General features: G+C 58.9%; 17 protein-coding genes and 1 pseudogene. 2 read left to right on the top strand and 16 right to left on the bottom strand.

Features of this window, described 5'->3' with window-relative positions:
• Positions 1 to 58: 58 nt before the first annotated feature.
• From BXE_RS03555 to BXE_RS03515, 9 genes are all read right to left on the bottom strand, one after another.
• Positions 59 to 1213 carry an NAD-dependent epimerase/dehydratase family protein gene (locus BXE_RS03555; RefSeq protein WP_007176015.1) on the bottom strand — a complete coding sequence of 385 codons (1155 nt, stop codon included), beginning with the start codon at positions 1211 to 1213 and terminating at the stop codon, positions 59 to 61.
• On the bottom strand, positions 1210 to 1860 hold the full coding sequence (locus BXE_RS03550; RefSeq protein WP_269739207.1) for an acyltransferase: 651 nt from the start codon (positions 1858 to 1860) through the stop codon (positions 1210 to 1212). Before BXE_RS03550 ends, BXE_RS03555 begins: the two co-directional genes overlap by 4 nt.
• A complete protein-coding gene (locus BXE_RS03545; protein WP_007176017.1) occupies positions 1857 to 2858 on the bottom strand; it encodes a glycosyltransferase family 2 protein in 1002 nt (333 codons plus the stop codon). The genes BXE_RS03550 and BXE_RS03545 overlap by 4 nt, the downstream gene beginning before the upstream one ends.
• Before the next feature lie 10 nt (positions 2859 to 2868).
• Positions 2869 to 4359, bottom strand: coding sequence for a lipopolysaccharide biosynthesis protein (locus tag BXE_RS03540; protein WP_007176018.1), 1491 nt, complete (start codon positions 4357 to 4359; stop codon positions 2869 to 2871).
• 489 nt (positions 4360 to 4848) lie between these two features.
• A complete protein-coding gene (gene rfbA, locus BXE_RS03535) occupies positions 4849 to 5742 on the bottom strand; it encodes a glucose-1-phosphate thymidylyltransferase RfbA (RefSeq protein WP_011487058.1) in 894 nt (297 codons plus the stop codon).
• Between the two features lie 10 nt (positions 5743 to 5752).
• Positions 5753 to 6814 carry a dTDP-glucose 4,6-dehydratase gene (gene rfbB, locus BXE_RS03530; RefSeq protein ID WP_011487057.1) on the bottom strand — a complete coding sequence of 354 codons (1062 nt, stop codon included), beginning with the start codon at positions 6812 to 6814 and terminating at the stop codon, positions 5753 to 5755.
• 1205 nt (positions 6815 to 8019) lie between these two features.
• A complete protein-coding gene (locus BXE_RS03525) occupies positions 8020 to 8754 on the bottom strand; it encodes a Crp/Fnr family transcriptional regulator (RefSeq protein ID WP_011487055.1) in 735 nt (244 codons plus the stop codon).
• A gap of 471 nt (positions 8755 to 9225) precedes the next feature.
• Positions 9226 to 10713 (bottom strand): hypothetical protein, encoded by a 1488-nt coding sequence (locus BXE_RS03520; protein ID WP_233518828.1) that lies wholly within the window; start codon positions 10711 to 10713, stop codon positions 9226 to 9228.
• 384 nt (positions 10714 to 11097) lie between these two features.
• On the bottom strand, positions 11098 to 12645 hold the full coding sequence (locus tag BXE_RS03515) for a methyl-accepting chemotaxis protein (RefSeq protein WP_007176025.1): 1548 nt from the start codon (positions 12643 to 12645) through the stop codon (positions 11098 to 11100).
• 272 nt (positions 12646 to 12917) lie between these two features.
• Between BXE_RS03515 and BXE_RS03510 the strand changes: the two genes are divergently transcribed.
• Positions 12918 to 14018 (top strand): MraY family glycosyltransferase, encoded by a 1101-nt coding sequence (locus BXE_RS03510; RefSeq protein WP_011487053.1) that lies wholly within the window; start codon positions 12918 to 12920, stop codon positions 14016 to 14018.
• 491 nt (positions 14019 to 14509) lie between these two features.
• Here the strand turns inward: BXE_RS03510 and wecB are convergent, their stop codons facing one another.
• From wecB to istA, 6 genes are all read right to left on the bottom strand, one after another.
• Positions 14510 to 15619, bottom strand: a complete 1110-nt coding sequence (wecB, locus tag BXE_RS03505; RefSeq protein ID WP_011487052.1) for a non-hydrolyzing UDP-N-acetylglucosamine 2-epimerase — start codon at positions 15617 to 15619, stop codon at positions 14510 to 14512.
• Positions 15620 to 17770: 2151 nt separating this feature from the next.
• The gene (gene tnpC / locus BXE_RS03495; protein ID WP_011487049.1) at positions 17771 to 19351 is read right to left on the bottom strand and encodes an IS66 family transposase; all 1581 of its coding nucleotides are present in this window, start codon (positions 19349 to 19351) and stop codon (positions 17771 to 17773) included.
• An 89-nt stretch (positions 19352 to 19440) separates the two neighbouring features.
• Positions 19441 to 19794 (bottom strand): IS66 family insertion sequence element accessory protein TnpB, encoded by a 354-nt coding sequence (tnpB, locus tag BXE_RS03490; protein WP_011487048.1) that lies wholly within the window; start codon positions 19792 to 19794, stop codon positions 19441 to 19443.
• Positions 19794 to 20261, bottom strand: coding sequence for an IS66-like element accessory protein TnpA (gene tnpA, locus BXE_RS03485; RefSeq protein WP_011490266.1), 468 nt, complete (start codon positions 20259 to 20261; stop codon positions 19794 to 19796). The genes tnpB and tnpA overlap by 1 nt, the downstream gene beginning before the upstream one ends.
• A gap of 60 nt (positions 20262 to 20321) precedes the next feature.
• Positions 20322 to 21092 carry an IS21-like element helper ATPase IstB gene (gene istB / locus BXE_RS03480; protein ID WP_011487046.1) on the bottom strand — a complete coding sequence of 257 codons (771 nt, stop codon included), beginning with the start codon at positions 21090 to 21092 and terminating at the stop codon, positions 20322 to 20324.
• Between the two features lie 9 nt (positions 21093 to 21101).
• Positions 21102 to 22640 (bottom strand): IS21 family transposase, encoded by a 1539-nt coding sequence (gene istA / locus BXE_RS03475; protein ID WP_011487045.1) that lies wholly within the window; start codon positions 22638 to 22640, stop codon positions 21102 to 21104.
• Between the two features lie 268 nt (positions 22641 to 22908).
• Between istA and BXE_RS43825 the strand changes: the two are divergent.
• A pseudogene (locus BXE_RS43825) lies at positions 22909 to 23124 on the top strand (glycosyl transferase); the annotation flags it as partial.
• Positions 23125 to 23349: 225 nt separating this feature from the next.
• On the opposite strand, the gene BXE_RS03470 reads toward BXE_RS43825, so the two are convergent.
• Positions 23350 to 23946, bottom strand: coding sequence for a nuclease-related domain-containing protein (locus tag BXE_RS03470; protein WP_233518829.1), 597 nt, complete (start codon positions 23944 to 23946; stop codon positions 23350 to 23352).
• Positions 23947 to 23949 lie beyond the last annotated feature (3 nt).

The following is a 23949-nucleotide window of genomic DNA, read 5'->3' as shown; positions in this document are numbered from 1 at the left end:
AGTTGCGAAGGCAGCCGTGGCGGCGCCTCCGTCATGCATGGCGTGGACAGCGTGCGCGTCATGCCGCCCGTTCACAGCCCTTGTACAGGCCTTTCTCCCGCATCTCCGCAATACTCTTCTCGTAAGTGTCGGCCATTACCTGCTGCTGGTCGACCCATTGGGCAAACTTCGCGATGCCTTCGCTGAACGACACTTTCGGCTCAAAGCCGAGCATTTCCCTTGCTCTCGCCAGGTCAGCGTAGACATGGCGGACATCGCCAAGGCGGAAGGCGCCCGTTACGCTGATGTCGACGTTGCTGCCATACGCCTCGCACAGCGACCGCGCAACGTCGATCACCGAAGTGCGCACGCCCGAGCCGATGCCGAATACGTTGTCCGCGGCATTGGGATTGGTGAGTGCGGAGTACGTTGCGGCGACCACGTCGTCGATATAAACGAAGTCACGGCTTTCCAGGCCGTCCTCGAAGATATTGATCGGATTGCCGTTCTTGATGCGCGTCGAAAAGATCGAAAGAATACCGGTGTAGGGATTGGACAGCGACTGCCCCGGCCCATAGACGTTCTGATAACGCAAGGCCGACGCAGCGATGCCGATGGAGCGGCAGGTCGTCATCACCATCTGTTCCTGAGTCTGCTTGGTAATGCCGTAGAGCGATGTGGGATGGATTTTCGATTCCTCGTCGGTCGGCACGCATTCCATCGGCTCGCCGCTAATCGGGCAGAGGTGCTCGAATTGCCCCTCCAGCATGTCTTTTTCCTTGCGCGGGCCGGGATACAGAATGCCGGCGGCCGGAGAACGGTACTTGCCCTCGCCATAAATCGCTCGCGACGAAGCGACGACCACGTTGCGCACGGTATTGCTGCTGTTCTTGACCAGTATGTCGAGAATCAGCGCCGTGCCATGCACGTTCACATCGACGTAACGGTCGACCTCGTACATGGATTGTCCCGTGCCTGTCTCGGCCGCCAGATGGACGATCGCGTCTTGCCCCTCCATCACACGTTCGAGCATGGCCCGATCCGTCACCGATCCCTTCACGAAGTGCACGCTTTGCGGCAACGACGCAAAGATCGCGGACGTGACATCCGGATTGTCTCCGTGAATCTGCGGCGAGAGATTATCGAGCACCGTCACTTCCGCATTGCTTGCGCAGAGCTTACGCGCCAGACTCGAGCCGATAAAGCCGGCGCCACCCGTAATGAGGACTTTCATTGCTTCTCCCTTTCCCAGCATTGCGTTTCGAAGTTGTAGCGCTTCATGATCCGCGCGGGATTTCCCGAGACCACGCAGTAATCAGGAACATCGCGAGTCACTACTGAATGCGCGCCCACCACCGTGTGGCGGCCGATCTTCACGTTCGGCAGAACGATTGTGTTAAAGCCGATGAATGCGCCCTGCCCGATCCGCACGTAATTGCCCCGCGTGCGAATCCGGTCGCCAATGCGCGTGGGGTCGTTGACGTCCTCGTAGGGATGTTCGACGTCGACAATGGCGACGTTGCCCGTAATCGTCACACCGTCGCCGATCTCGATCGATGACCCGCATACGATGTGAACGTTCTGCTCGATATTGACCCGGCTGCCTATGGTGAGCCGTGGTGGCGCGGCCGGGTCCGTCACGACAAGTTCGATGCGCGCGCCGGGCCGGATCAGCACACGCTCGCCAAGCGACGCGTACTGCACGTTGACGAGCAGCATGGGACGGAAGATCGTCGTCTTCGCGCCGATCGACTCGAACACGTGGGCGTACCAGAAGCGGGTCTTGAGCCGATACCAGGCCAGCAAGATCCGGTTCATTACGTCGAGAAGCCTCACTCCGGTCGTAACGGGCCTCTCGTTTTCCTGCATGGCTGTACTCATGCGTTCATCCGTTGTCGTCCCGCCACCTGCTTGGCTCGCGTATAGACAGTGCACAACACACGCGGCCACCGGCGCATGGAGTACAGAACCAGTTGCTTCATACCGATTCGTGCGGAACGCCGGCTCGCTTCGATGCAATCCTCGAAACTGTCCTCGCGCCCATGCTCCAGATAGAAGATGGCCGAGGTCAGATAGAACCTCGCGCGGCCCCGGTTGACCGCATCACTCTCCACACCCAGATTGGCCGCAATCAGACAGGTCTCGATCATGTCGTTCATGCTTTCCCTATGACGCTCCGGATTCCTGATTCGCATGGAGGTCATGCCGGTCCGGTTGACGCGGTAAAGACCCAACTCTTCGTCCAGGTAGCAGCCTTGCGTACCGACCACGACCTGTAGCAGATGGGCCAGATCGCAGACTGCTTTCAGACCTACGTCGACGGGCCCGCGACGGCGCAGGCGAGCCCGATACATTTCGGAGCTGTGAAAGAAGTACGGTCCATTTCTGATGAGGTAGGCAGCGTCGAACGTGGCGGGCTTTTTTTTCGGCAACGGATACAGCACGGGCTCCAAAGTATCCTGGTCCACCGTGCGCATCCTGTGCACCACGAGGCCGCATTCGGGATGCGCTTTCAGGAAGTCGAGCTGGCGCTGAAGCTTGCCGGGCAGCATGACATCGTCGCCGTCGATGTTCGCGATGAATTCGCCCTTCGCGATCGCCACGGTATCGGCGAAATTCGCTGCGCAGCCGACGTTGGTGTCGTGCGCAACGACCTTGATCAGGTCCGGGTAACGCGCCCGGAAGGACTCGATGACAGCCAGTGAATTGTCGGGCGAATTGTCATCGCCCACGATGATCTCGAATGGCACATCGAGATGCTGGTCGACGACGCTTTGCAGACATGCACCGACGTACTCGTCCTGCCGGTAACAAAGCACGATGACCGACAATACCGGCGCAGTTCGCTCCGGGACCGGTGAATTAAGGGTAGCTCCCATGCTGTTTCTCTCAGTTGAAGGCGAGTCGCCCGGCCAGGTGGCGAGCCTTTCGTTGGATGATTGGCGATACCGCGATGGTCAAGGCAACCATCGCGAGCCACGCTCCTGATAGGACAAAGAACAGCCCAATGCGTGAGGTGTTTGTCAGATCCGCACGACTCAACAGAAGTCCAACCGGTGCGAGTGCGGCGATACGCGCAATGAGACCGCGATACCAGCTTGCATTGATACCAGCAATAAACTTGCGATGTACGATCGCCACCCAACCAAACAGAAGCAGAAAGTTCATGCCCAGCCACGCATAAGCGGCGCCGACAGCACCGAAATGCATGCCGCCGAACAGGACGGCCGGGGCATAGAGGATCAGAAAGCCGATGATGCCCTTCAAATGCAAGGACAGATCGCCTTTAGCGTACTGAACGATGAACGCCAGCGAAGCGATTGCAGAGAATGCGTTTCCTGCCGCATAGCACTGCATCGTTCGCACGGCCTCAGGACTCAACGGGGCACTTGCGGACCAGAATCGGAGAACGGCTTCTGGCGCGCAGATGAACACGGCGGCGACCGGGATCACCGCCAGTGAAGTCAACTCGGTAGCCAGCGCGTACATCTGACGAATCCGTTCGCCACCGCCGAAACTCTCGGTGGTCAGGCGAGGAATGAACGCCTGTTGAATCGGGTTCGCCAGCAACAGGATTCCGCTCGCCAGCAGTGTCGCCAGGCTGAACACCGCAAAGTCGGCCAGCGGCAGAAGTTTGGAAAGGACGATCTTGTCGATCTGTGTCGTGCAGGCCCAGATGACCGTTGCCAATGCAATCGACATGGAAAGTTTCGCCCGCGAGGACAGTACCTTCCATGAGAAACGCGTCGACAGGAAAGGTATGTCGATCGCACGGGCGAGCAGTGTCCGCATCGCAACCGCTTCCGTAACAATCGCCAGAAGCTGCCAGACAAAGAAGAACTCGATGCGCGGCCAGATCATGATGATCGGCACGACGAACACGGTGCGTATCACGGCGAACGTGATGACAATGCCGTTGAGTGCGACCTGTCGATCGATGCCGACCACGCCGCCCCGATAGAGCGCACCGAGCCAACGTGCAATGGCAGTGAGCATCATCAGCACGAATGCGGTACGAATCTCGCTCGGCGGCAAAGTCGACGCGTTCAGCCATCGTTCGGCGAAATACGGTGCAATGAAAATCGACAGCACGAAAAGGATCGTGCTGGTGCCGAGAATCAGTTTTTCCAATGATTCCAGCAACAGCCCGACTTCCGCTTTCACTCCGGTGCCGGCCCGCAGACTGCCGAGTTCGCGACACAGGGTTGGTGAAAGCCCAAAGTCGAGAACGAGCACCCAGGCGAGCACCACGGCGTTGATGGCGATCAGCCCATAAGCTTCGACCCCGAGATGACGCACGTATATCGGCACCATGACGATGCCGAGCAGCGCCGTCACCATTTGGCCGGCGAAATTTGCGAGCAGGGTTCGTCTCAACATCGCGGCTGCCAGTGAATTAGGTAAGAACTGAAGGTACCGCCACAATCGCTGCGAATACTGCCTTGACGTCGTCAATTCCAACGCTTCGCGAACGCATCTTTGGGCGAGTGCTTGATCTGCCAATGACCGAAAGATGCCGCCGCCATTCCGGCCGGTCGATTCCGGAATGACAATTCGCGCTTGAGCGCATGCGTATCGATGATCGGGAAAGCTACTACTTGTGAAACCCGACGTATTACTGAAATATTGACGTGGCTGGAAGGCGCCTCATGGCGCCCGTTGACGCCCGTTGACGCCCCTCGCCGCGCGAGCCTGTCTCGGCGGCCTAACGCTTTACGCATCCCGCCCTATTGCGCGCGCAATCGCGGTCTACGCCGTCAAGCGTACCTGCGCAGTTTCAAATTAAATGTGCGCCGGCGCACGTTCCGCAAGTTACGTATCGGCTATTGCAAGGACAGCGCAAACGCTTGCCCCATTCGATCACCCGGATCAACGGGCCGGCCATGCCACCTGATCTTGCGGAAGATTGAGCAGATATTGGCCATACGCATTCTTGGAAAGTGGCTTCGCAAGTTGAAGCAACCTCTCCTCATCGATCCACTGTTGGCGGAACGCAATCTCTTCCGGACACGCCACCACCAGACCTTGACGTTTCTGCAGTGTTTCGATGAACGTCGCCGCCTCGATCAGCGAATCATGCGTGCCGGTATCGAGCCAGGCATAACCGCGCCCCATGATCTCGACATTGAGCGCCGCATTGGCGAGATACCGCGAGTTGACGTCGGTGATTTCGAGCTCGCCACGCGGCGACGGCTTGATGTCGGCGGCGATATCGCAGACCTGGTTGTCGTAGAAGTACAGACCCGTGACCGCGTAGTTCGAACGCGGCTTCACGGGCTTCTCCTCGATCGACAGCGCGCGGAACTGCCGGTCGAATTCCACCACGCCATACCGTTCCGGGTCCTGCACGTGGTACGCAAAGACGGTCGCGCCTTCCGTTTTCCCGTCGGCGTTTTCCAGCTGCTTCGCCAGATCGTGACCGTAGAAGATGTTGTCGCCCAGAATCAGCGCCGACGGATCGTTGCCCACAAAGTCGCGACCGATAATAAATGCCTGCGCGAGACCGTCCGGCGAAGGCTGCACCGCATACCGGATGTTCATCCCCCACTGGCTGCCGTCGCCGAGCATCGCCTCGAAGCGCGGCGTGTCCTGCGGCGTCGAAATGATCAGTACGTCGCGGATGCCCGCCACCATCAGCGTGGACAGCGGGTAGTAGATCATCGGTTTGTCGTACACCGGCAGCAACTGCTTGGAGACGACGTGCGTGATCGGATACAGGCGCGTGCCCGAGCCGCCCGCGAGAATAATGCCTTTACGCGCCATTGCCTTGCCCTTACGCGCGCTGCGCGTAGTTGGTCTCAACCCACTTGCGGTACTCGCCCGAGGCGACTTCGTTCGACCACGCCTGATTGTCCAGATACCACCGGACCGTCTTCGCGAGACCCGTTTCGAACGTTTCCGCGGGCTTCCACCCAAGTTCACGTTCGAGCTTGCGCGCGTCGATCGCATAACGGCGGTCGTGGCCCGGACGATCTTTCACATACGTGATCTGGTCGTGGTACGACGCGCCCGCCTTCGGACGCAACCGGTCGAGCAGGTCGCACAGCGTGTGGACCACTTCGAGGTTCTTCTTCTCGTTCCAGCCGCCCACGTTGTACGTCTCGCCGGGTGTGCCGCGCGCGAGCACCTCGCGGATCGCGCTGCAGTGGTCGCCCACGTACAGCCAGTCGCGCACGTTCTGGCCGTCGCCGTAGACCGGCAGCGCCTTGCCGGCGAGCGCACTGGCGATCATCAGCGGAATCAGCTTTTCGGGGAACTGGTACGGACCGTAGTTGTTCGAGCAGTTCGTGGTCAGCACCGGCAGCCCATACGTATGATGGTAGGCGCGCACCAGATGGTCGGAACCGGCCTTGGTGGCCGAGTAAGGACTGTTCGGCGCATACGGCGTGGTTTCGGAGAACTGCGGATCGGTAGCGGACAGCGAGCCGAATACTTCGTCGGTCGAAACGTGCAGGAAGCGGAATGCGGCCTTGCCGGCTTCGCCGAGCGCGTTCCAGTACTGACGGGTTGCCTCGAGCAGCGTGAAGGTGCCGACCACGTTCGTTTGCACGAAATCAGCCGGGCCATGAATCGAACGGTCCACGTGGCTTTCCGCGGCAAAGTGCAGCACGGCACGCGGCTTGTGCTCGGCAAACAACGCGTCGAGTGCGCTGCGATCGCAGATATCCGCGCGCACGAAAATATGCAATGGATCGTGCTGCCGAGATTTCAGCGTACCGAGATTGCCCGCATAAGTCAGCTTGTCGACATTCACTAGCGGTTCGTCATGGAGCCGCAGCCAGTCGAGCACGAAATTGGCGCCGATAAAACCGGCGCCGCCTGTCACCAGGATCATGGAAGCCCTCTGGAAGCCACCTTCGCGCAAGTACGCCGAAGGTCTATTGGAGTCCGGCTGACCTGACGTGGACGACACATCCACGTTATGTCGCTAAGCAGCTTTGGTATAGCGTTCCATCGCGACTTCCATCGCCGCGAACAGATGCAACCAGCCCAGTGTAGGGCTCAAGAAGTTCTGTTTCAGTGCGGAAAGCAACATAGACCCGTTGCCTTTGGCTCGGACTAGCAGGAGTAAGAAAGGAAGCGCCAAGCGCGGCCGGACAGCACCCGTGGTTTTTGCATCGGCCTTATTGAACCGTGTAGTCCAGGTGGTGAGGTTGCCCTATTCTGGTGGCTCGATAATTATTCGCTGAGGGCCGCGCCTGTGTCATTGAAATGGTCGCCACGGCCTTCGTGTTTTTGCGGCACCGTCCGAAGAAAAAGAATTATTTGTCGTCTCGGGGTGTTCTTGAACGCGCCACACATAATGCACATACGAAAACGCCAACTAACACGCCGAATATGAAGCATAGGAAATGTGTCACGACGCTCAGCATTGACCTGGTCCTCTCAATTGAGACGAGATTGAAACTATGACGATTCACGTTCTTCGCAATTAACCGGAAACGGCGCGCGGAGGCCGGCAGAATGTCGAAGATACGGGCAAGGATGACACAGCGCGACGCTCGTCGCGTCAAACATCATACTTTACTGGAACCGCAACCAAGGGCTCAATCCGGACCATCTGAAAAGTTTATTGCGTGAGAGGGCATGCGACGTGAAGTCCGCACCGGAATACGGCTGGCCGCGCCAGCGGAATTCAAGGCATGAAGCCAGCCGCGTATAGGCACGGCAAATTCGGCAAAAGCCCGGGTGATGTGCAAGACGGGGTGAAAACGGCAAGGCCGCTGCGAAGTGGTAGTTCGACCAGACAAAACGGACGACAATCAACAGCGACTCTTCAGACAGATGGCGCGGCCCGTGCGAACGCAACGGGCCCGATAGGTCTTGCGCACCCCTCGCGGCCAAGAACGGCGCGATCAATCAGTTGCAGGTCTGCGATAAACAAGGCCTGCCACCAGGTGGATCAAGGTATAGCCTCGACAAGGTCGACGGCATGCGAGCGACGGTGGCCGGATGCTGCAGTTTCCTCTCCTGCCACCTATTCGTTCGAACGTCAGGGTCGGGCGCCGTCAGTTCGACCGGTGGACAGCGCTGCAGCCCTCAACGCGTCACTTCCATTGCGTTGATGCGCGGCAAGAGCCGGTCGAATTCCCGTTTGACGATCGCATAACATTCGCATGCCCGTTCCTCGAGTCCGGTCCGGTCGATGATCTGGACCCGGCCACGGCTATGATGGATCAGATCGGCTTCGCAAAGCTTGCCGGAGGCCTCGGTTACGCCTTCGCGGCGCACGCCGAGCATATCCGCTATAAGTTGCTGGGTAACCTGCAAATCGCTTGTACCTGAACGATCGATGTCGACGAGTAGCCATCGGCACAATTGCTCGTCCAGTCGGTGCAGCCTGTTGCACGCTGCAGTCTGTGCGACCTGGGTGAGGAGGGCCTGCATGTAGAGCAGCATCAGCGAACGCAGGGAAGCGCAATTACGCAGCGCTTCGCGCAGCGCCGTCGCGCTGATCCGATAAGCGAAGCCCCGGCATTGAGCCTGAACACTGGCGGGCATGGTGTCCCCGCCTGTCAGGATCGGCACCCCTGTCGTGCCGTCCCTGCCGATTGCGGCGATCTCCACCGAACTGCCATTTTCCATGGTCTGTAGCAAAGACACGATGGCAGTAGCCGGGAAATAAACGGTTCGTATGAGTTCGCCCGATTTCGACAGAAGTTGCCCTGGACTCAGTTCGACAAGTTCAAGGTGAGGATGTAGCACTTCCCATTCATGCGTCGGGAGTGCTTCGAGCAGACGGTTACCACGGCGGTATGACTGAAATATCGTCATCATTTCCCTCACGTAAGTATGCAGCCTGCCAGGGTATGGCGGGCTCCGCTCGAATCGGAAGGCCAATGAAGATGCATTGTTCTCATCCGCGCGGGCGGCAAACAGAAGCGGCAATGGAGACGATCAAAGCATCGCACTGGTCATCGCGTTGCGTTCGATGTCGCAGCGCAGCATAACCCGCAAAAGAGGCCGCGCCAATAAAGCTGGCGGAATAGCCCGCACGTACGGCGGAATTGAGGGGATTTATTTGCTTCGAACGTTCGTCAGAGCGCTGAACATACCCGCTGTTTTGTAGCAGGTGGACCGAAAGCCAAACATGGTTTCAATATCAATACGCAGTATTACAGAAACAATCATTACTATTTTATTAAGGATATCTACGGGAATAAACGAAGCGGACAGAGCGCCCCGACTCGGCGCTACGAATAGGTGAGCCCGAGGCACGCCATCGGCAAATTGCAAGGCACTCGCTCAGTGGCGGCGGCCGGCTCGACCGGGACGTGGCCGGTCGCCTACGTTTGCGTCGTCGTCAGCGGTCGCGACCATTTCCGTTTCCCGCATGGCGGATTTTTCGGCCAGTGCTGTCAGAACGCCTGCCAGAACCCGCATGCCGATCTCATGGTGAAAAATCCAGACGCCATAGATTCGTCCGGTGAATGCAGGCTCGCTGCCGATCTCCGGCTGCGGCCGGAAACCCGATCCGAGCCCGAAGGTGAAGAGTCCGTCAATCGCCTTGCCATCGGCGCCCAACGGCCGGCCGACTCTGTCGACCTCGATGCCACCCTGGCAGAATTGCAGCGGAATCGTCTTCCCTCGATAGTCGACCAACGCCGAGAGGTTCGGCCCATAGCCCGCGCTATGCACGACGCCACATGAATGCCTGAGACAGTTGGCGGCGCGAGCACGCTCGATTTCTCCCGCGGCGGCATCGATCAATTCGACACGCGGCAGCGTTCCAGCAACTCGACCCTGCGACATCACCTGACAGGCAATCTCGAACGCGCGGTAACGCAGACCACTGGAACGGTTCACACGCCGTGTGATCGGGCAGATATCGTTGACCGGGTCGACGTTATAGCCCCACGCGCGCGCTTCATCTTCGGTTTCGAAAAACAGGCGTATCGGCGAGCGATGAACGAGGGCGATTTCATCGAGCCCCGCACTGCCCAGATCAGTCGCAAGACGCTCGGCCATCGTGAACGCGCTGTGCGAGCCGCCGATGATCGTAATGCGGTTCGTACGCCTGGCACTAGCCGGAGCGAACATCGGCGCGAACGTGTCCACCAGTTGCGTGCTCGTGAGGCGAAGCAGCTCGTCCGACGTGCAGGTGACGATACCGCTGTCCGGCGATGGAATGTCGAGCGTGCGGCATAGATCATCGACCTCTTCGACTCGCTGCGCACCGCCGAGATTCATCACGACGGTGTCGCTGATCACCATGCGGCGTGCCGCTGGTTTGCGCGTGTCGTGATAGGCGATTTCGAAACGACCGTCCCGGCCACGCCGGACCGCATCGATTTCGTGGCCGCGTAATACATCGACGTCGTAATGCTCGACGATGTGAGCGATAAGCCGCTCGGCTGCCAGCGTAAGCAATTCGCCAACCTCGGAGAGCAGCGGCGCACCGTCCGGATCCGCAGCCAGCTTCCTGTGCAACTCGTTGTACTCGCGAATGTCGCCAAATACTTCATCGAAGCGTTCGTGCTCGAGACAGGCGAGGAAAGTTTTGGAGACCGAGTTGCCCGTGACGTTGACATAGTCACCGAGCTTGCCTGCGCCGAGGCTCATGCGTTTGTCGATGATCAGCAAGCCGTTTCTTGCCACCTCTGCGAGCTTGCCGCTCTTGAACGCATAAAACAGGAAACCCATTCCTGCCGGACCGGCGCCGCACAGCACACACGAGTAATCACCTGGCACACTCCGGGAACCGTCCGGATACATCTCTGAGGACCTCTGCATGACTTGGGGCTCGATAGTTATCCACCGTGAGTTGAACGCACCCTGCGCGTCGCCGGCGTCGAGAAAAATCCTCGGATCGGGCTTTGGATCAATATCCTCTGATGTGAGTTGTCCCTCTGTGCGCTCGCGCACAAACAATAATCCGGATCGTCATTTTTCAGTGTCAATCTGCTAAAAATTTGGTTGTACGGAACAAATTTCCGGCCTGCAGATCGACACCGGGAAAAAGTTCTCTACATGTCCAACGCATCGCTCATGGACATAAACCGTTACACATGTAGATATGTTTTACAAAATCTAACAATTAGGCATCTTAACTAAAATGAGCTTCTGAAGATGCCGAAATACGGCGCTCGCAACGGTCGCAAGCGCCTCGCGGCTTAATCAGGCCATCTGGAATACCGCCACCGCATCGCGCAGGATCGTTGCTTGCTCCTCCAGCGATTTCGCCGCCGCAGCGGCCTCTTCGACAAGTGCCGCATTGTGCTGCGTGACCTCGTCGATCTGCGCAACAGCCTTATTCACCTGCTCGATGCCGTCGCTCTGCTCGAGCGCGGACGCCTCGATCTCGTTCATCACCCCGGTCACGCGTTCAACGGCGCTCATGGCTTCGTGAATCGTTTTTTGCGCGTCCGCCACCAGCGATGTGCCTTCCTGAACCTTGGCCGCCGATTCGCCGATCAGTTCCTTGATTTCCTTCGCCGCCGCACCGGAGCGCTGTGCAAGGCTGCGCACTTCCGAGGCCACCACTGCAAAGCCGCGCCCCTGTTCACCGGCCCGCGCCGCTTCGACCGCCGCGTTCAACGCCAGGATGTTGGTCTGAAACGCAATGCCTTCGATCATGCCGATGATTTCCGTCACCTTGCGCGACGACTCGCTGATCCCATCCATCGTTTCGGTAACCCGCGAGACCACCGTGCCGCCGCGCGTAACCGTGTCGAGCGCGCCGTGAGCGAGCCGGTTGGCCTGCTTCGCATTGTCCGCGTTCTGCTTCACCGTCGCGGACAATTGCTCCATGCTTGCGGCGGTCTGCTGAAGCGCGGCTGCCTGCTGCTCCGTGCGCGAAGAAAGATCCGCATTGCCGGAGGCGATCTCGTTCGCTCCCTGCGTGATCGCCGTCGTGCTGCCGCGCACTTTAGAGACGGTCTCGACGAGGCCTTCGCGCATCCGGGTCAACGCTGTCAGCAGCTGGCCCATCTCGTTGCGCGATCTGATCTTGATGGCACCCGTCAGGTCGCCGGCGGCGATCCGCTCGAAGTGCTTGACGGTCGCGTTGACGGGTTTGATCAGCGCCGCCGACAAACCGATGCGCGCCGCCACGCCGATCACGATCGCAACCGCGCCGATGGCCGCAAACAGCAGCGTCGCGATCTGGAAACGCTGCGCCGCTGTTTCGGCTTGCCGATGCTGGCTGTCCACCTGCGAACGCTGGAGCGCGTCGATCGCTTTCGAATAGACGGCGTAAAAGCCGTTGGCCGTCTCGCCCTGAATGTTGCGGAAGGTATTGAAATCGAAATCGGCGAGCGCCTTGAATTCCGGTTCGATGGCCTTGTCGACCAGCGCGCTGCGCGCCTGCTCCACGCTCTGCGCGAGTTTCTGCTCGCTCTCGTTGGCAAACGGGCCGGTCATGTAGTTGCCGAAGTCCTTGTTCGATTCGACCAGCACCTTGTGCGCGGCCGGCAACAGGTCGTCGGTCTGCTTGCCGACGCTAAAGAGCGTCTGATACGAACCTAGCGCCAGTTGAACCTGCAGCAGCTTCTCCGAGCTCGCCTTCAGATGAGCCAGCGCGGCCGCGCTACGCTGCGTGTCGTCGAGACTGCTGTTGGCGAGCTTGAGCGCGCCATAGCCGACACCGATCACTGTCAGCAGGAAGACGACAAATACGCTGACCACCAGCGTCAGGCCGCCACGAATTGTGATGTTGTTTAGCATTGGGTCTCCGGAACGTCTTGCCGATCGGCGGCGAAAACGGGTTGGCAGGTGCGCATGCCGTCTTTCTTGCGCGTGACTTACACTTCGCCGCATCCAGGTTAACGACCTCGCGCGGCGCCTGCTAAATAGGTGGAATCCATGACTGGCGGGCGTTTGCGGGCAGTTTGCGCCTCACTGTCTGGGATCTTCGCGCAGTCGCGCCGGGCCGCCGCTTTTCCGGACCCCGCGCGTTTCGTTTGTATAATTCGGCGTCTTCGCTCAGGCCCACTTTCATGCTCAGTTTTGCGCTCGGCTTCCTCGTTTCACTGCTGATCACGTTGTTGATCGTGCGCTATGCGCATCTGCATGAAAAATTCTCCACCGACACCGATCTGGCCGGCGTGCAGAAATTCCATGCGCATCCGGTGCCGCGCATCGGCGGGATCGGGATTCTGCTCGGGCTGATCGCCTCCGCCGTGCAGTTGCATCCCGCGTATCCGGCCGTGTCGGGCGGCATCCTCGGGCTGATTGCGTGCGGCATGCCCGCCTTCGGCTCGGGTCTGGTCGAAGATCTGACCAAGCGCGTGTCGCCGCTCGCAAGACTCGTCTGCACGATGGCAGCCGCCGCGCTCGCCTATTTCCTGCTGGATATCGCCGTGACCCGCATCAGCGTGCCGCCGCTCGATTTCCTGCTCTCGTATGCGGTGATCTCCTGCGCGGTCACGGTGCTAGCGGTTGCCGCGCTCGCCAATGCGATCAATATCATCGACGGCTTCAACGGGCTCGCGTCGATGGTCGCGTTCATGATGTTCGCCTCGCTCGCCTACGTGGCGTTCCAGGTGTCCGATCCGATCGTGCTGTCCGCCTCGTTCATGATGATGGGCGCGGTGCTCGGCTTCTTCATCTGGAACTTCCCGGCGGGGCTGATCTTTCTCGGCGACGGCGGCGCCTACTTCATCGGCTTCATGCTGGCCGAACTGTCGATCATGCTGGTGATGCGCAATCGCGACGTGTCGGCCTGGTATCCCGTGTTGCTGTTCATGTATCCGATCTTCGAGACGTGTTTCTCGATCTACCGGAAGAAATTCATTCGCGGCATGTCGCCGGGCATCCCCGACGGCGTGCATCTGCACATGCTGGTGTATAAGCGGCTGATGCGCTGGGCCGTGGGTGCGCGGACGGCGCGCGAACTGACGCGCCGCAATTCGCTCACGTCGCCCTATTTGTGGCTGCTCTGTCTGATCGCGGTCGTGCCGGCCACGCTGTTCTGGCGGCATACTTTGCATCTGTTCTGCTTCGTGGTCGTGTTTGCGTTGACGTACGTGTGGCTCTACGTGAGCATCGTGAGGTTCAAGTCACCGAGATGGATGGTGGTAAGGCGGGCCAAGCGGTGACCTGCTCCGACATAGGTTGACACCTACGCCATTGTTGCGGCTTCGCAGCAGTCCAATCGTCCCAAAGACAGCGCAGCCGCAGTGTCCCCGGGGGCGCAACGCTATAAAGATGTTGCGTCGCGCTTCGTACTTCCGAACTCATGCCAGCGCCCTCAGAGCGTCAGCGAACGCCACTGAGCCTTGATCTGTCTAGCAGGCCCTCCCTCAGGCAATCCTGAGGTGCCATTGCCGGTCCACAACCTGATCGATTACACCGCGTAAGTGCTGGCGGTGCAAATTATATTATGTTCGCCACGCAGATCGTTTCATCGCAGATATGATGACCTTCACCAGCCAATGACTACCCCTTGGGCGCATTCGCCCAACAGGCGAAGCCCTCCCAGCATTGACCGCAGGTAAGCGGAACGAGCCGTCAACGCGAAAGCACAGCGATCGTTTAAGATCTGTTGCCTCCACTCGATTCATAAAGGAACGGCCATGTCCCGCCCCGTTCAGTTGGATAAGTCGAAATATCCCTTCAAAATACGAGCAATCCGTCCGGAAGCCAGGCCATCACCGTATGGCGATACGCCACGCGCCATACGCCTATAGTCTGCAGGGTTATCGAGCAAGCGTTGCGTATTGCTGACAATATCCGCGTAGTCCGTACCTATCAGCTTTACCACTTCGTGCCTGACCGCCTCAGGGCGCTCCGTCTCTCGTCGCAAGACGAGCACGGGTTTGCCTAGCGCCGGTGCCTCCTCTTGCACGCCTCCCGAGTCCGTCAGGATCAAATAAGCTTGTTTCATCGCGGCGACGAATGGCAGGTAGTCAAGCGGTTCGCAGAGTGTAATACGAGGATGATCGCCCAGGGATGCGTACGCGCCCGTCCGTACATTTGGATTCGGATGAACGGGATAAAGCACTTGAATGTCGACGTTCTCGTCTGCGATTGTTTTAATCGCTCGCAATATGTTTTGAAACGCCTCACCAAAATTCTCGCGACGATGCGACGTCACGAGAATCAATCGTCGATCGCCTTTATATGGTGACGCACCGTCGCAACGTTTGGCGACATCCAGCAACGCATCGATAACGGTATTTCCGGTAACAAACACACTCGACTGATCAATTCCCTCCCGAAGCAAATTTTCCTTCGCGCAGGTTGTCGGCGCGAAATGCCAGCGTGCCATCCGGCCCGCGACGACGCGGTTCATTTCCTCCGGAAACGGATTCGAAAGATCGCCTGTTCGAAGACCCGCTTCGACGTGCCCGAAAGGTACTCGCCGGTAGAAGCACGCTAGCGCTGCCGTCAGGACTGTAGTCGTGTCCCCTTGCGCAAGAAGAACATCTGGTTCCTCAGTCGCGAGTACCTCGTCTAACTTCGTTATTAGTCGTGAGGTTAGCGTGGGCAAAGACTGGTTCGGCTGCATGATATCCAAGTCAATGTCTGGTTTGATCTCGAACAGACGCAGTACTTGATCAAGCATACCCCGGTGTTGCGCCGTCGCGAGCACACGGCAGTCTGCCCATTCTTCATGTTGCAGTTGCTTGATCAGCGGCGCCATCTTCACTGCTTCGGGGCGGGTGCCGACAGTGACAATGATTTTACGTTTTCTCAAGGCGCCTCTCAATGTCAGTATATTAATGTTAAACGATATGGCCAGCGTAGCCGAGTAATAAATTCTATCTGAGAATCAGCCTCTTACAATAAGCCGCCGGAATACAACAGAGGGCGAAAAACTCTCAACAACATGAGTGTGTCCCGCTCCTTTGCAATCGTGGCGAGCACGTTCACGAGTCTCCGTTCACAGGATTTCTTGTTTCTCACCTTCCTGTATCGGCGCGTCGACCCGAGTTTGACATGAAACGAGCGTTGCAGGTCTAGTATCAGGCTGGTGTTCATATCCGCAGTGTCCGCCGCGCTTGTCAAGTTTTCCTATCAAATCGGCGTCGGCCCGCGCAGCGTTAATATCCTGTTCGGCTGCTCAAGACGCGAGGAAATATCTCTGAGTTTTGGCCGCGAATCAAGGCGACCTCCAATTGCGGATGTGCAGAAGTGTTCAGACGCATTCTCCCCACTGGTGAAGTTGCGTATATCGGCAAAGGTCATACACAATTCCGCAGTAGACAGCAAAAAGGAGGAGCCAGAGCAGAGCAAGATGTGCCATCAATGCGGTCAAGGGCAACTCCGCAGGAAAGGTACGCGTGCTATGCTAAATGAGCCCAAACAGCGGGGACTAGCATGGAACTCACATGGCCGTTACTTGGATTCAATGCAATACTCTTAGGGATAGGTTGGTCGATGAACCGCAGTTCACGCGAGCGGAAAGCGCAGCGCATCCGGCGACGATCATCGGGCTTCGTTTCGCCCCGGTCAGAAGCGCCGAAAGCCCCTGCCTTGCAATCCGGAGAGCTGCACTGTCCGCATTGTGGTCACAGCATCGGCGACCAAGATTTCGCACGACATCAGGCGTGGCGGGCCTACGGGACGGCACGCGAATCACCGCTTTTTCGTCGGTCGAACTTCTCGCCTGATTAGACTGGCAGTTTCGAAAACCGGGTAGTACGGCATTTCAAGCTGCGCGGGAGGCTAACATTGAAACCGCAGCGCGGTGGGTGATTTCCCACGCGAGAACTATTCGGGGGCTTTGATGCCCTGCTGTGCGTAAATCGCAGCGGGCACATGTTCACGCGGCTTATGTTGTCCCCGCAGACAGCGTCACCCAGTCCCAGGTGACCCGAGCCGGGTTCGAGCAAGTCTGCGTTGAGTGGAGGCGGCCGCCCATAGTCATTTTGCGCTATATCGTCCACCCCCATACGCAGCGCATCTTCGGCAGCTGGGAAGACGCGGCTATTTCTCAGGTATGGCTGCAACAGTCCGAAACAGGAACCGAATGGATGACAATACGCGATCAAGCACCGTGTATGGGAAGGCGACAACATCTTGCCCACCGCACCGATGACCGGACGACGATTTAGCCGGTTCAGACAGCTAACCCGGAAAGCTCCGCGATTCGGGCATCTTTGCGGCGCGAGACGCGTGGGCGCATCGTCGCAAGACAGCTTCCGCCCGGCCGACCTCTTGGTCTCAGGGACATCACCCGTCCATAAAACACACCGGGCATGGCTGGCCCCAGACGCGACGAACGGCCGAGAGGGGCGTGTAGCGAACTCACGGTGGGACTTTTCCCGGCGCCCCTTTTCTCCAGATCCTGCAAACGCCCCATGCCGTTTTCTTACGTTAGCCGTAACAAAACGGCCGTATCGTGCGCTGCTCCGCTGGATAGTTACCAAAGGGTAAAGAGGTGTCTGAACTGGCTCAGACACGTGATTTCCGGGCAGCCGCCCTAACCCATTGAATAATAAGCAGAACGCCGGACGAAGCAACGATATTTGCACGTGCAACTCATGCGCCGCTGCGTCTTCGAAACAGAAGAAAAGCAAAGCTCGCGCATGCCTAGCGACCAATGCGCACTCGCAGATTTCGACCGCCGTTCGCCCAAACGCAGCTGATCAATTAGCGATCTTGCTGGCGAGCCACGCGAACCTACTGCGTATTTCGCGGAAGCTGGACACGCGTTTCGCATGAAGCCGGACAGGTGTTCGCGCGAAGCTGGACAGTCGGAGCGCAGCGACGCAGGGGTTTCTGTTTTTACTCTGACTGCTGGTTTTCGGTAAGCGCGCGATCTAGCACACCGAGTTCATAGGGGTGCACGGAGGTTGACGTGCCAGGCGGCGGCGCATCGATCGGCAAGGCGACCAGATCAAGCTCAACGAGCGGCGGTGGTCAGTTTTGCAAGGTGGAACGGCAAGAGGTCGGTCACGTCAGCATCCGGTTCGCGCTTCGGTAGTTCGGTGAGTACGTGCACGAGGTAGGCGTAGGGTTCGACGTTGCAAGCCCTGCAGGTCAGCATAAGACTGTAGATCATGGCGCTTGCCTTCGCGCCGGCAACCGTGTCACTGAACAGCCATGAATTTCTGCCGGTACAGAATGGACGGATGTCTCGCTCGATGACGTTATTGTCGATGGGGGCCAGCCCGTCGCTCACGTAGCGACACAGATACGTCCACTGGTTTCGCGTGTATGAGATTGCCTTGCCCAGCAGACTTTCTGGCAGGACTTGCGGTGCCTGGTCGTCCAGCCACTTTCTGAATGCTTCGAGTAGTGGCACGCTGTGTTGCTGACGCAGGCGGTATGTGTAGTCAGCGCGCGTCTCGCCTTCGGGCAGATCGGCTTTGGTGAGCGTTTCGACCTGATACAGCGCCTTGAAGTATTCCAGCGCCTGCGCGGCACGGCCACCGGGTTTCTTCATGCCCTTGAGCGCTTCAACGAAGGCGCGACGGGCGTGAGCCAGGCAGCCGAAGTGCGTGGGGCCTTCGAGTGTGCGCCAGGCGGCATAGCCATCCGTCATCAGCAGGCCTTGATAGCCCGCGAGGAACGCTTGAGGATATTCCTGCCCGCGCCCCGGCTGGTAGTCGAACAGCACAACCGGCTGCGTGCTGCCGTCGGCACTGCGATATGTCCACATATACGAGGTGCTCTGCGCAGCACGGCCGGGTTCCTTGAGTACCTGCACCGTTGTCTCGTCACCGTGAATCAGCGGTTGCGACAGCAGTGTCCTGTGTAGAGCCTCATAGAGCCGGCTATAGTGCAGCTCGGCGGGCCGGATGATCCAGTTGGCCAGTGTGCCGCGTCCAACTTCAATGTCGGCGCGCCCCAATGCGTTGGCCATCCGGTATAGCGGTGTTCCGTCGACATACTTGCCGGCAGTCACGGTGGCGATCATCGCCGCACTCGCGTTGCTGCCCGGCAATGGCTGCGCCGGCATCGGTGAGGTGATCACCGGCGTGCGTTCGGCGTGGCGCTCGCAGTGCCGGCACGCGTACTTGAAACGTACATGCTGCAGCACCGAGGCCTTCGCCTCGATATGCAGCTGTTCGCTGATCTCTTCACCCATACGGTGAAGCTCGTGTGCGCAGCACGGACATATCTTCTGGTCATCAGGCAGGTCGTATTCGATGCGCTGACGTGGCAGATGGGCCGGTAGCGGTTTGCGCCCAGGACTGCGCCGTGGCGGTTGCGGCGCATCGGGCAGGCCAGTATCGGGCAGTGTGAAGGTGTCGGCAGCGACGTCCGCGTCATGCGCTTCGGTCGCAGCGATCTGCTCAGCCTCGTCGAACACACGATCGCGTAGCCTCTCACTGCTCGGGGCGAAACGTTGGCTCTGCGCCAGGCGGAACTGCTCCTCTAGTTGGGCAATACGTTCGCCCAGCTGCTGGTTGCGTGACTCCAGTTCACGGATATAGGCCTGGGCGGCGGGCGGCAATCGGGAGAAGTCGTCTTCATTCATGCTCCCAGGATAGTCGAATGCCGCGCGCTACAGGTTTACGGAGATTTGTAACAGTCCCTCGCGCGCGTTGCTGGCCGGCAGGCCGGTCATTAGCTGGCGTGGCGGTACCGCCGCGCCGGATGACGGCACATTGCCTCGATGTCGATACCCTCGAGCAGCCAGCGTAGCTGCTCGGTCGTCAGTTCGATCACCGCCTGTTGCCGACGCGGCCAGATGAAGTGATCTTCTTCCAGACGCCGCAACATCAGCCAGAAACCGTTGCGCTCGTAAAGTAGCAGCTTGATCCGGTTGCGTCTGCGGTTGTGGAAGGCGTACACGGCACGCGCAAACGGGTCCAGTTGCATGGATTGCTCGACCAGCGTCACCAGACTGTTGATGCCTGCCCGGAAGTCGATTGGCTCGCGGTGCAGGAACACCTTCAAATCAGCTTCGAAGCGAAACATCAGCGCCGTCCCAGTGCCGCGATCATGGCGCTCACGAGCGCGGCGTCGCGTTCCGAGCATTCGAGCTCAAGCTTTACGCCATTGGGCAACTGGGCCGACAGCCATGCTGACGCTGGTGAGCGCGAAGACAGATGCGATGACCGCTGTTCTGGCTGCATGCGCACAGAATGCATCGACGCAGGCGCCGGCGCCGTATCGGCGATGGCGACGACCGGCACGAACGCCGACGGTGAAGCGGCCATGCCGTCGTTGCTCATGCGCGTTTGCGCCTGCCGATGCAGCCGAACCCATTTACGCAGTTGATTGGCGTTCACCCCGGCCTTCAACGCCAGACCGGACAATGACGCACCGGGCTGCTCGCAGGCCTCGACCAGCCGCCGCTTGCCTAGAGGATCGAAGCTGCGCTTGCCACCCACGCCAACGCGGGTCACCCGCAGGGGCAAAAATGAAAGGTCATCCTGGGTCATAAATTGCGTCCGCAAGTTGTGAGTTGCGGACGCAATCGTGGATCTTGCTGGACTCAAAAGCTAGGTGGGGAAAATTTCGCGCTTACGGTTTTCGGTCAAACTAATTTTTAGTTTTCGCATCGATTCACCGTTCATGTTGATTCGATAAGTGTTGTGAACAAGCCGGTCCAGGATGGCGTCGGCAAGCGTTGGATCGCCGAGCGCACCGTGCCAGTTGTCGACCGGAATCTGGCTTGTTGCAATGGTTGAGCGACGGCCGTGGCGATCATCGAGTATTTCGAGCAGATCACGCCGAGCGCTGTCGGGCATTGGCGCCATTGCGAAGTCATCCATCAGCAGCACATCCGTCTTGGCCCACTGCGCGAGTGCTCGCGCATATCGACCGCTGCCGTGCGCGATAGCGAGCTCCTCGGCGAGCCTGGGCATCTTGAGATAGGCCACCGTGTAGCCCAGACGGCAGGCCTGATTGGCGAGCGCGCATCCAAGCCAGGTCTTACCCAGGCCGGTCGCGCCAATAATTAGCGTGTTGTGCTTCTCCCGGATCCAATCGCCAGTGAGCAAGCGGCTCATGAGTGCGCGATCAAGCCCGCGTGGGGTGCGGTAGTCGATGTCTTCGGCCACGGCTTCGGAGAACTTCAGTTTGGCACGGCGCAGGCGCGATGATGTCTGCCTGGATTCGCGTTCGCTTGCTTCGCGCTCAACAAGCAAGCCTAAACGCTCCTCGAAGCCCAGCGCTTCGATATCAGGATTGTTCTGCTGTTGCGTCAAGGCGGATGCCATGCCGCTCAGCCTCAGCGCGTGAAGCTTGTCGATCGTTGGATGTTTGAGCATATGGCCTCTTCAATGATAGTAGTCCGGTCCGCGCACATTGGGATGTGTGAGCGGTAAGCTGGCCTGATCCGTTTTTGTCTGAGGCGACTGGTCCAGGCCGTTCTTGAGCGTCGAGCTAATGAAGCGGTAGCTTGGCGCCTTCAGATCGATGGCACGGCAGCACGCGGCCTCCAGCCGTGCATTGCCGTGGTCTTTGCCCAGGCGAAGGACGCCAAGGCAAGCGCGATAGGCTTGTTGGGGATGCTGCCGGCCGCCAAGCAGGTGCTGGATCACGGCGGCGGTGTGCGGCCCGATGCGTATGGCCCAGTCGTACAGACGCTGCGGCCCCCACCCACTGACCTCTTGATGATGAGGCGGCATGTGCGCATTAACCGTACTATGGTGACCGCGCCGACTGCTTCGCACGTGAGCGGCGATACGCGTGCCTTGGTGGAAGATCTCGACTGTCCCGTTCGTATATCGAACGTCGACCTGTTGACGCGCGAAGCGGTGCGGTACAGAGTAGTAGTGAACGTCAATGTCGACGTGGTAATCAGGCCCCACGCGCGCTACCTTCCAATCAGCATATTGATAGCGCTGTGACGGAAGCGCTTTCAGCGATGAGCGCTCGAATTCATCGAAAGTGCTGCGGCGAGATCCCGGCAGCTTCTTGAAGGCTTTGTTGTTCAAGTCGACCAGGAGTGTCGCGATCGCGGAGTTTGCCTCGGTCAGGCTGAAGAAGCGGTGTTTGCGAAGTCGAGCGAGAATGTAGCGCTGGACAAGGAGCACGCCTTGCTCAACCTTAGCTTTATCACGGGGCTTTTTACTGCGGGCTGGGATGACTGCCACAGAATAATGCGAGGCCATTTCTCCGTATGTCCGATTGATAATGGGATCGTAGAAGCTCGGCTTGTGCACGCCCGATTTAAGGTTGTCGGGCGTGACGATCTCAGGACAACCGCCCATAAATTCGAAGGTTCGAATGTGAGAGCCGATCCAATCAGAACTCTGCTGGGTCCAAGTTGCTTCCGCATAGGTGTAGTTCGACGCCCCCAATACGGCCACGAACAACTCGGCCTCCCGATTCTCACCCGTTTCCGCATTGATGATCGCAACCTTGTCGCCCGAGTAGTCGACGAACAGCTTCTCGCCCGGAGCATGTGTTTGCCGCAAGGTTAGCGGGAGCGAATTCGCCCATTCGCTGTATCGTGTGCAAAACCAGGTGTACGCGTAACCGTCGGGGTGCTCGGCCTTGTACTCGTTCCAGAGCAGATCGAGCGTCACGCCTTTGCGGGCGAGCTCGCGCCTCACAGTCGGCCAGTGCGGCGCAGGACGCTCTCCTTCCACGCGCGGCGGTGGCGGAAACAGGCGTGCCTCGAGTTCGACGTCACCGAGCGCTGACGGCAGCGGGTAGCTTAAGCCGGCACGCTCCAGACGGCGAACATATTGCCCAACGGTCGTGGGCGAAGTGCCCAGCGCGCGAGCAACTTCCCGATGATTGAAGCCGCAATCGAAATGTAGGCGCAGCGCTTCTCGAATTTTACGCATGGTCAACTTTGGAAATGCCATGTAGACGCCCCGACGAAATCATCGAGGGTGCCCCGGTTGACCTGCGTCGCTATTTTACGAACTTACTGTCCAGCTTGACGCGAAATCGCTGTCCAGCTTGCCGTGAAATCCGTGTCCAGCTTCGTGTGAAAAGCCTGTCCAGCTTGCCGCGAAATCCTTGTCCAGCTTGGTGTGAAATACGCAAACCTACAAGAGCTCCAGCCCCAACCTGGGCGCGCTGGCGATTCGAAGTATCGTCGCCACGGTCATCGATGACGTACTCGACGATACCGCACGTGAATTGACACGGCGTAACTCGCTGACGTCCCCGTACTTGTGGCTGCTGTGTCTGATCGCGGTCGTGCCGGCCACGCTGTTCTGGCGGCATACGCTGCATCTGTTCTGCTTCGTGGCGGTGTTCGCCGCGACGTATGTCTGGCTCTACGTGAGTATCGTGCGGTTCAAGTCACCACGGTGGATGGTGGTCAGGAAGAGGAGACGGTGAGCACAGTTCACCCCTCCTCGTGTCAGCAGTGTTAGGGTCAAGGACTAGCCTTGGCCGCGCGAGCGGCCCTCCTGGATTCGTTGTCGGTGTTCAACGAGAGCCTCGGGGCGCGTGTCTGCATGCTGCAAGATCGCGTCAACTATCTTGCGAACGGGCAGACGCCCTGTTCCCGTGCGCGCAAACTGCTGCTGTCGCACCCGCAGGTGCCGGTAAAGTTCACTACGCTCAAGCAGCGCCGTTGGAAGCGTGAAGCGTGGGTGCCACCATTGCCGCGTCATGCGAAAAGACACCGAGCCCTTCGACGATCCACAGCCGCGGCGGAAGCAGTTTGCGCAAAAACCGCACCTTCGCCGCATTCTGCTTCATCGGCGAGGTGCGCACACACCGCTGTCCGTCAACCGTCGTGAGCGTCAACGTGTCGTCGGTCTCACCGTGTGTGACCACACCAGCCCAATGCTTTGTTTCGACCACGAAGACTCCGAACGGCGTAATCGCCAGATGATCGATTTCAGCAGTCGGAAAGGTGCTCCCCGGCGCATGAATCAGAACGAGACCATCCAATACTTCCCAGTTTTCGCCGCACAAACGCGTGAGGTGCCAGCGCAGCTCGGCTGACACCTCCCTCTCTCCTTCTTCCCCCGGCCCTCGGGCAGAGACCGCCCGCGCTTCTCGAACTTCCTCTTTAGCCGACCGTTTATCGTTAAAGCTCAGATACGCATACAGCAATGCACTCGCGAGCCCGAAGATAGTGTGAATCAGCATGCTGGCTTCTCCTTTGTTTATGTAGGTGAACCCAGCGTATCGAGCGCTACGGGAAGTCAAGCA

This window comes from Paraburkholderia xenovorans LB400 (assembly GCF_000013645.1).
In the GTDB taxonomy this organism is placed as follows: domain Bacteria; phylum Pseudomonadota; class Gammaproteobacteria; order Burkholderiales; family Burkholderiaceae; genus Paraburkholderia; species Paraburkholderia xenovorans.
Note: the sequence above shows the minus strand (reverse complement) of the source record. Positions and strands in the feature narration are given on the sequence as shown.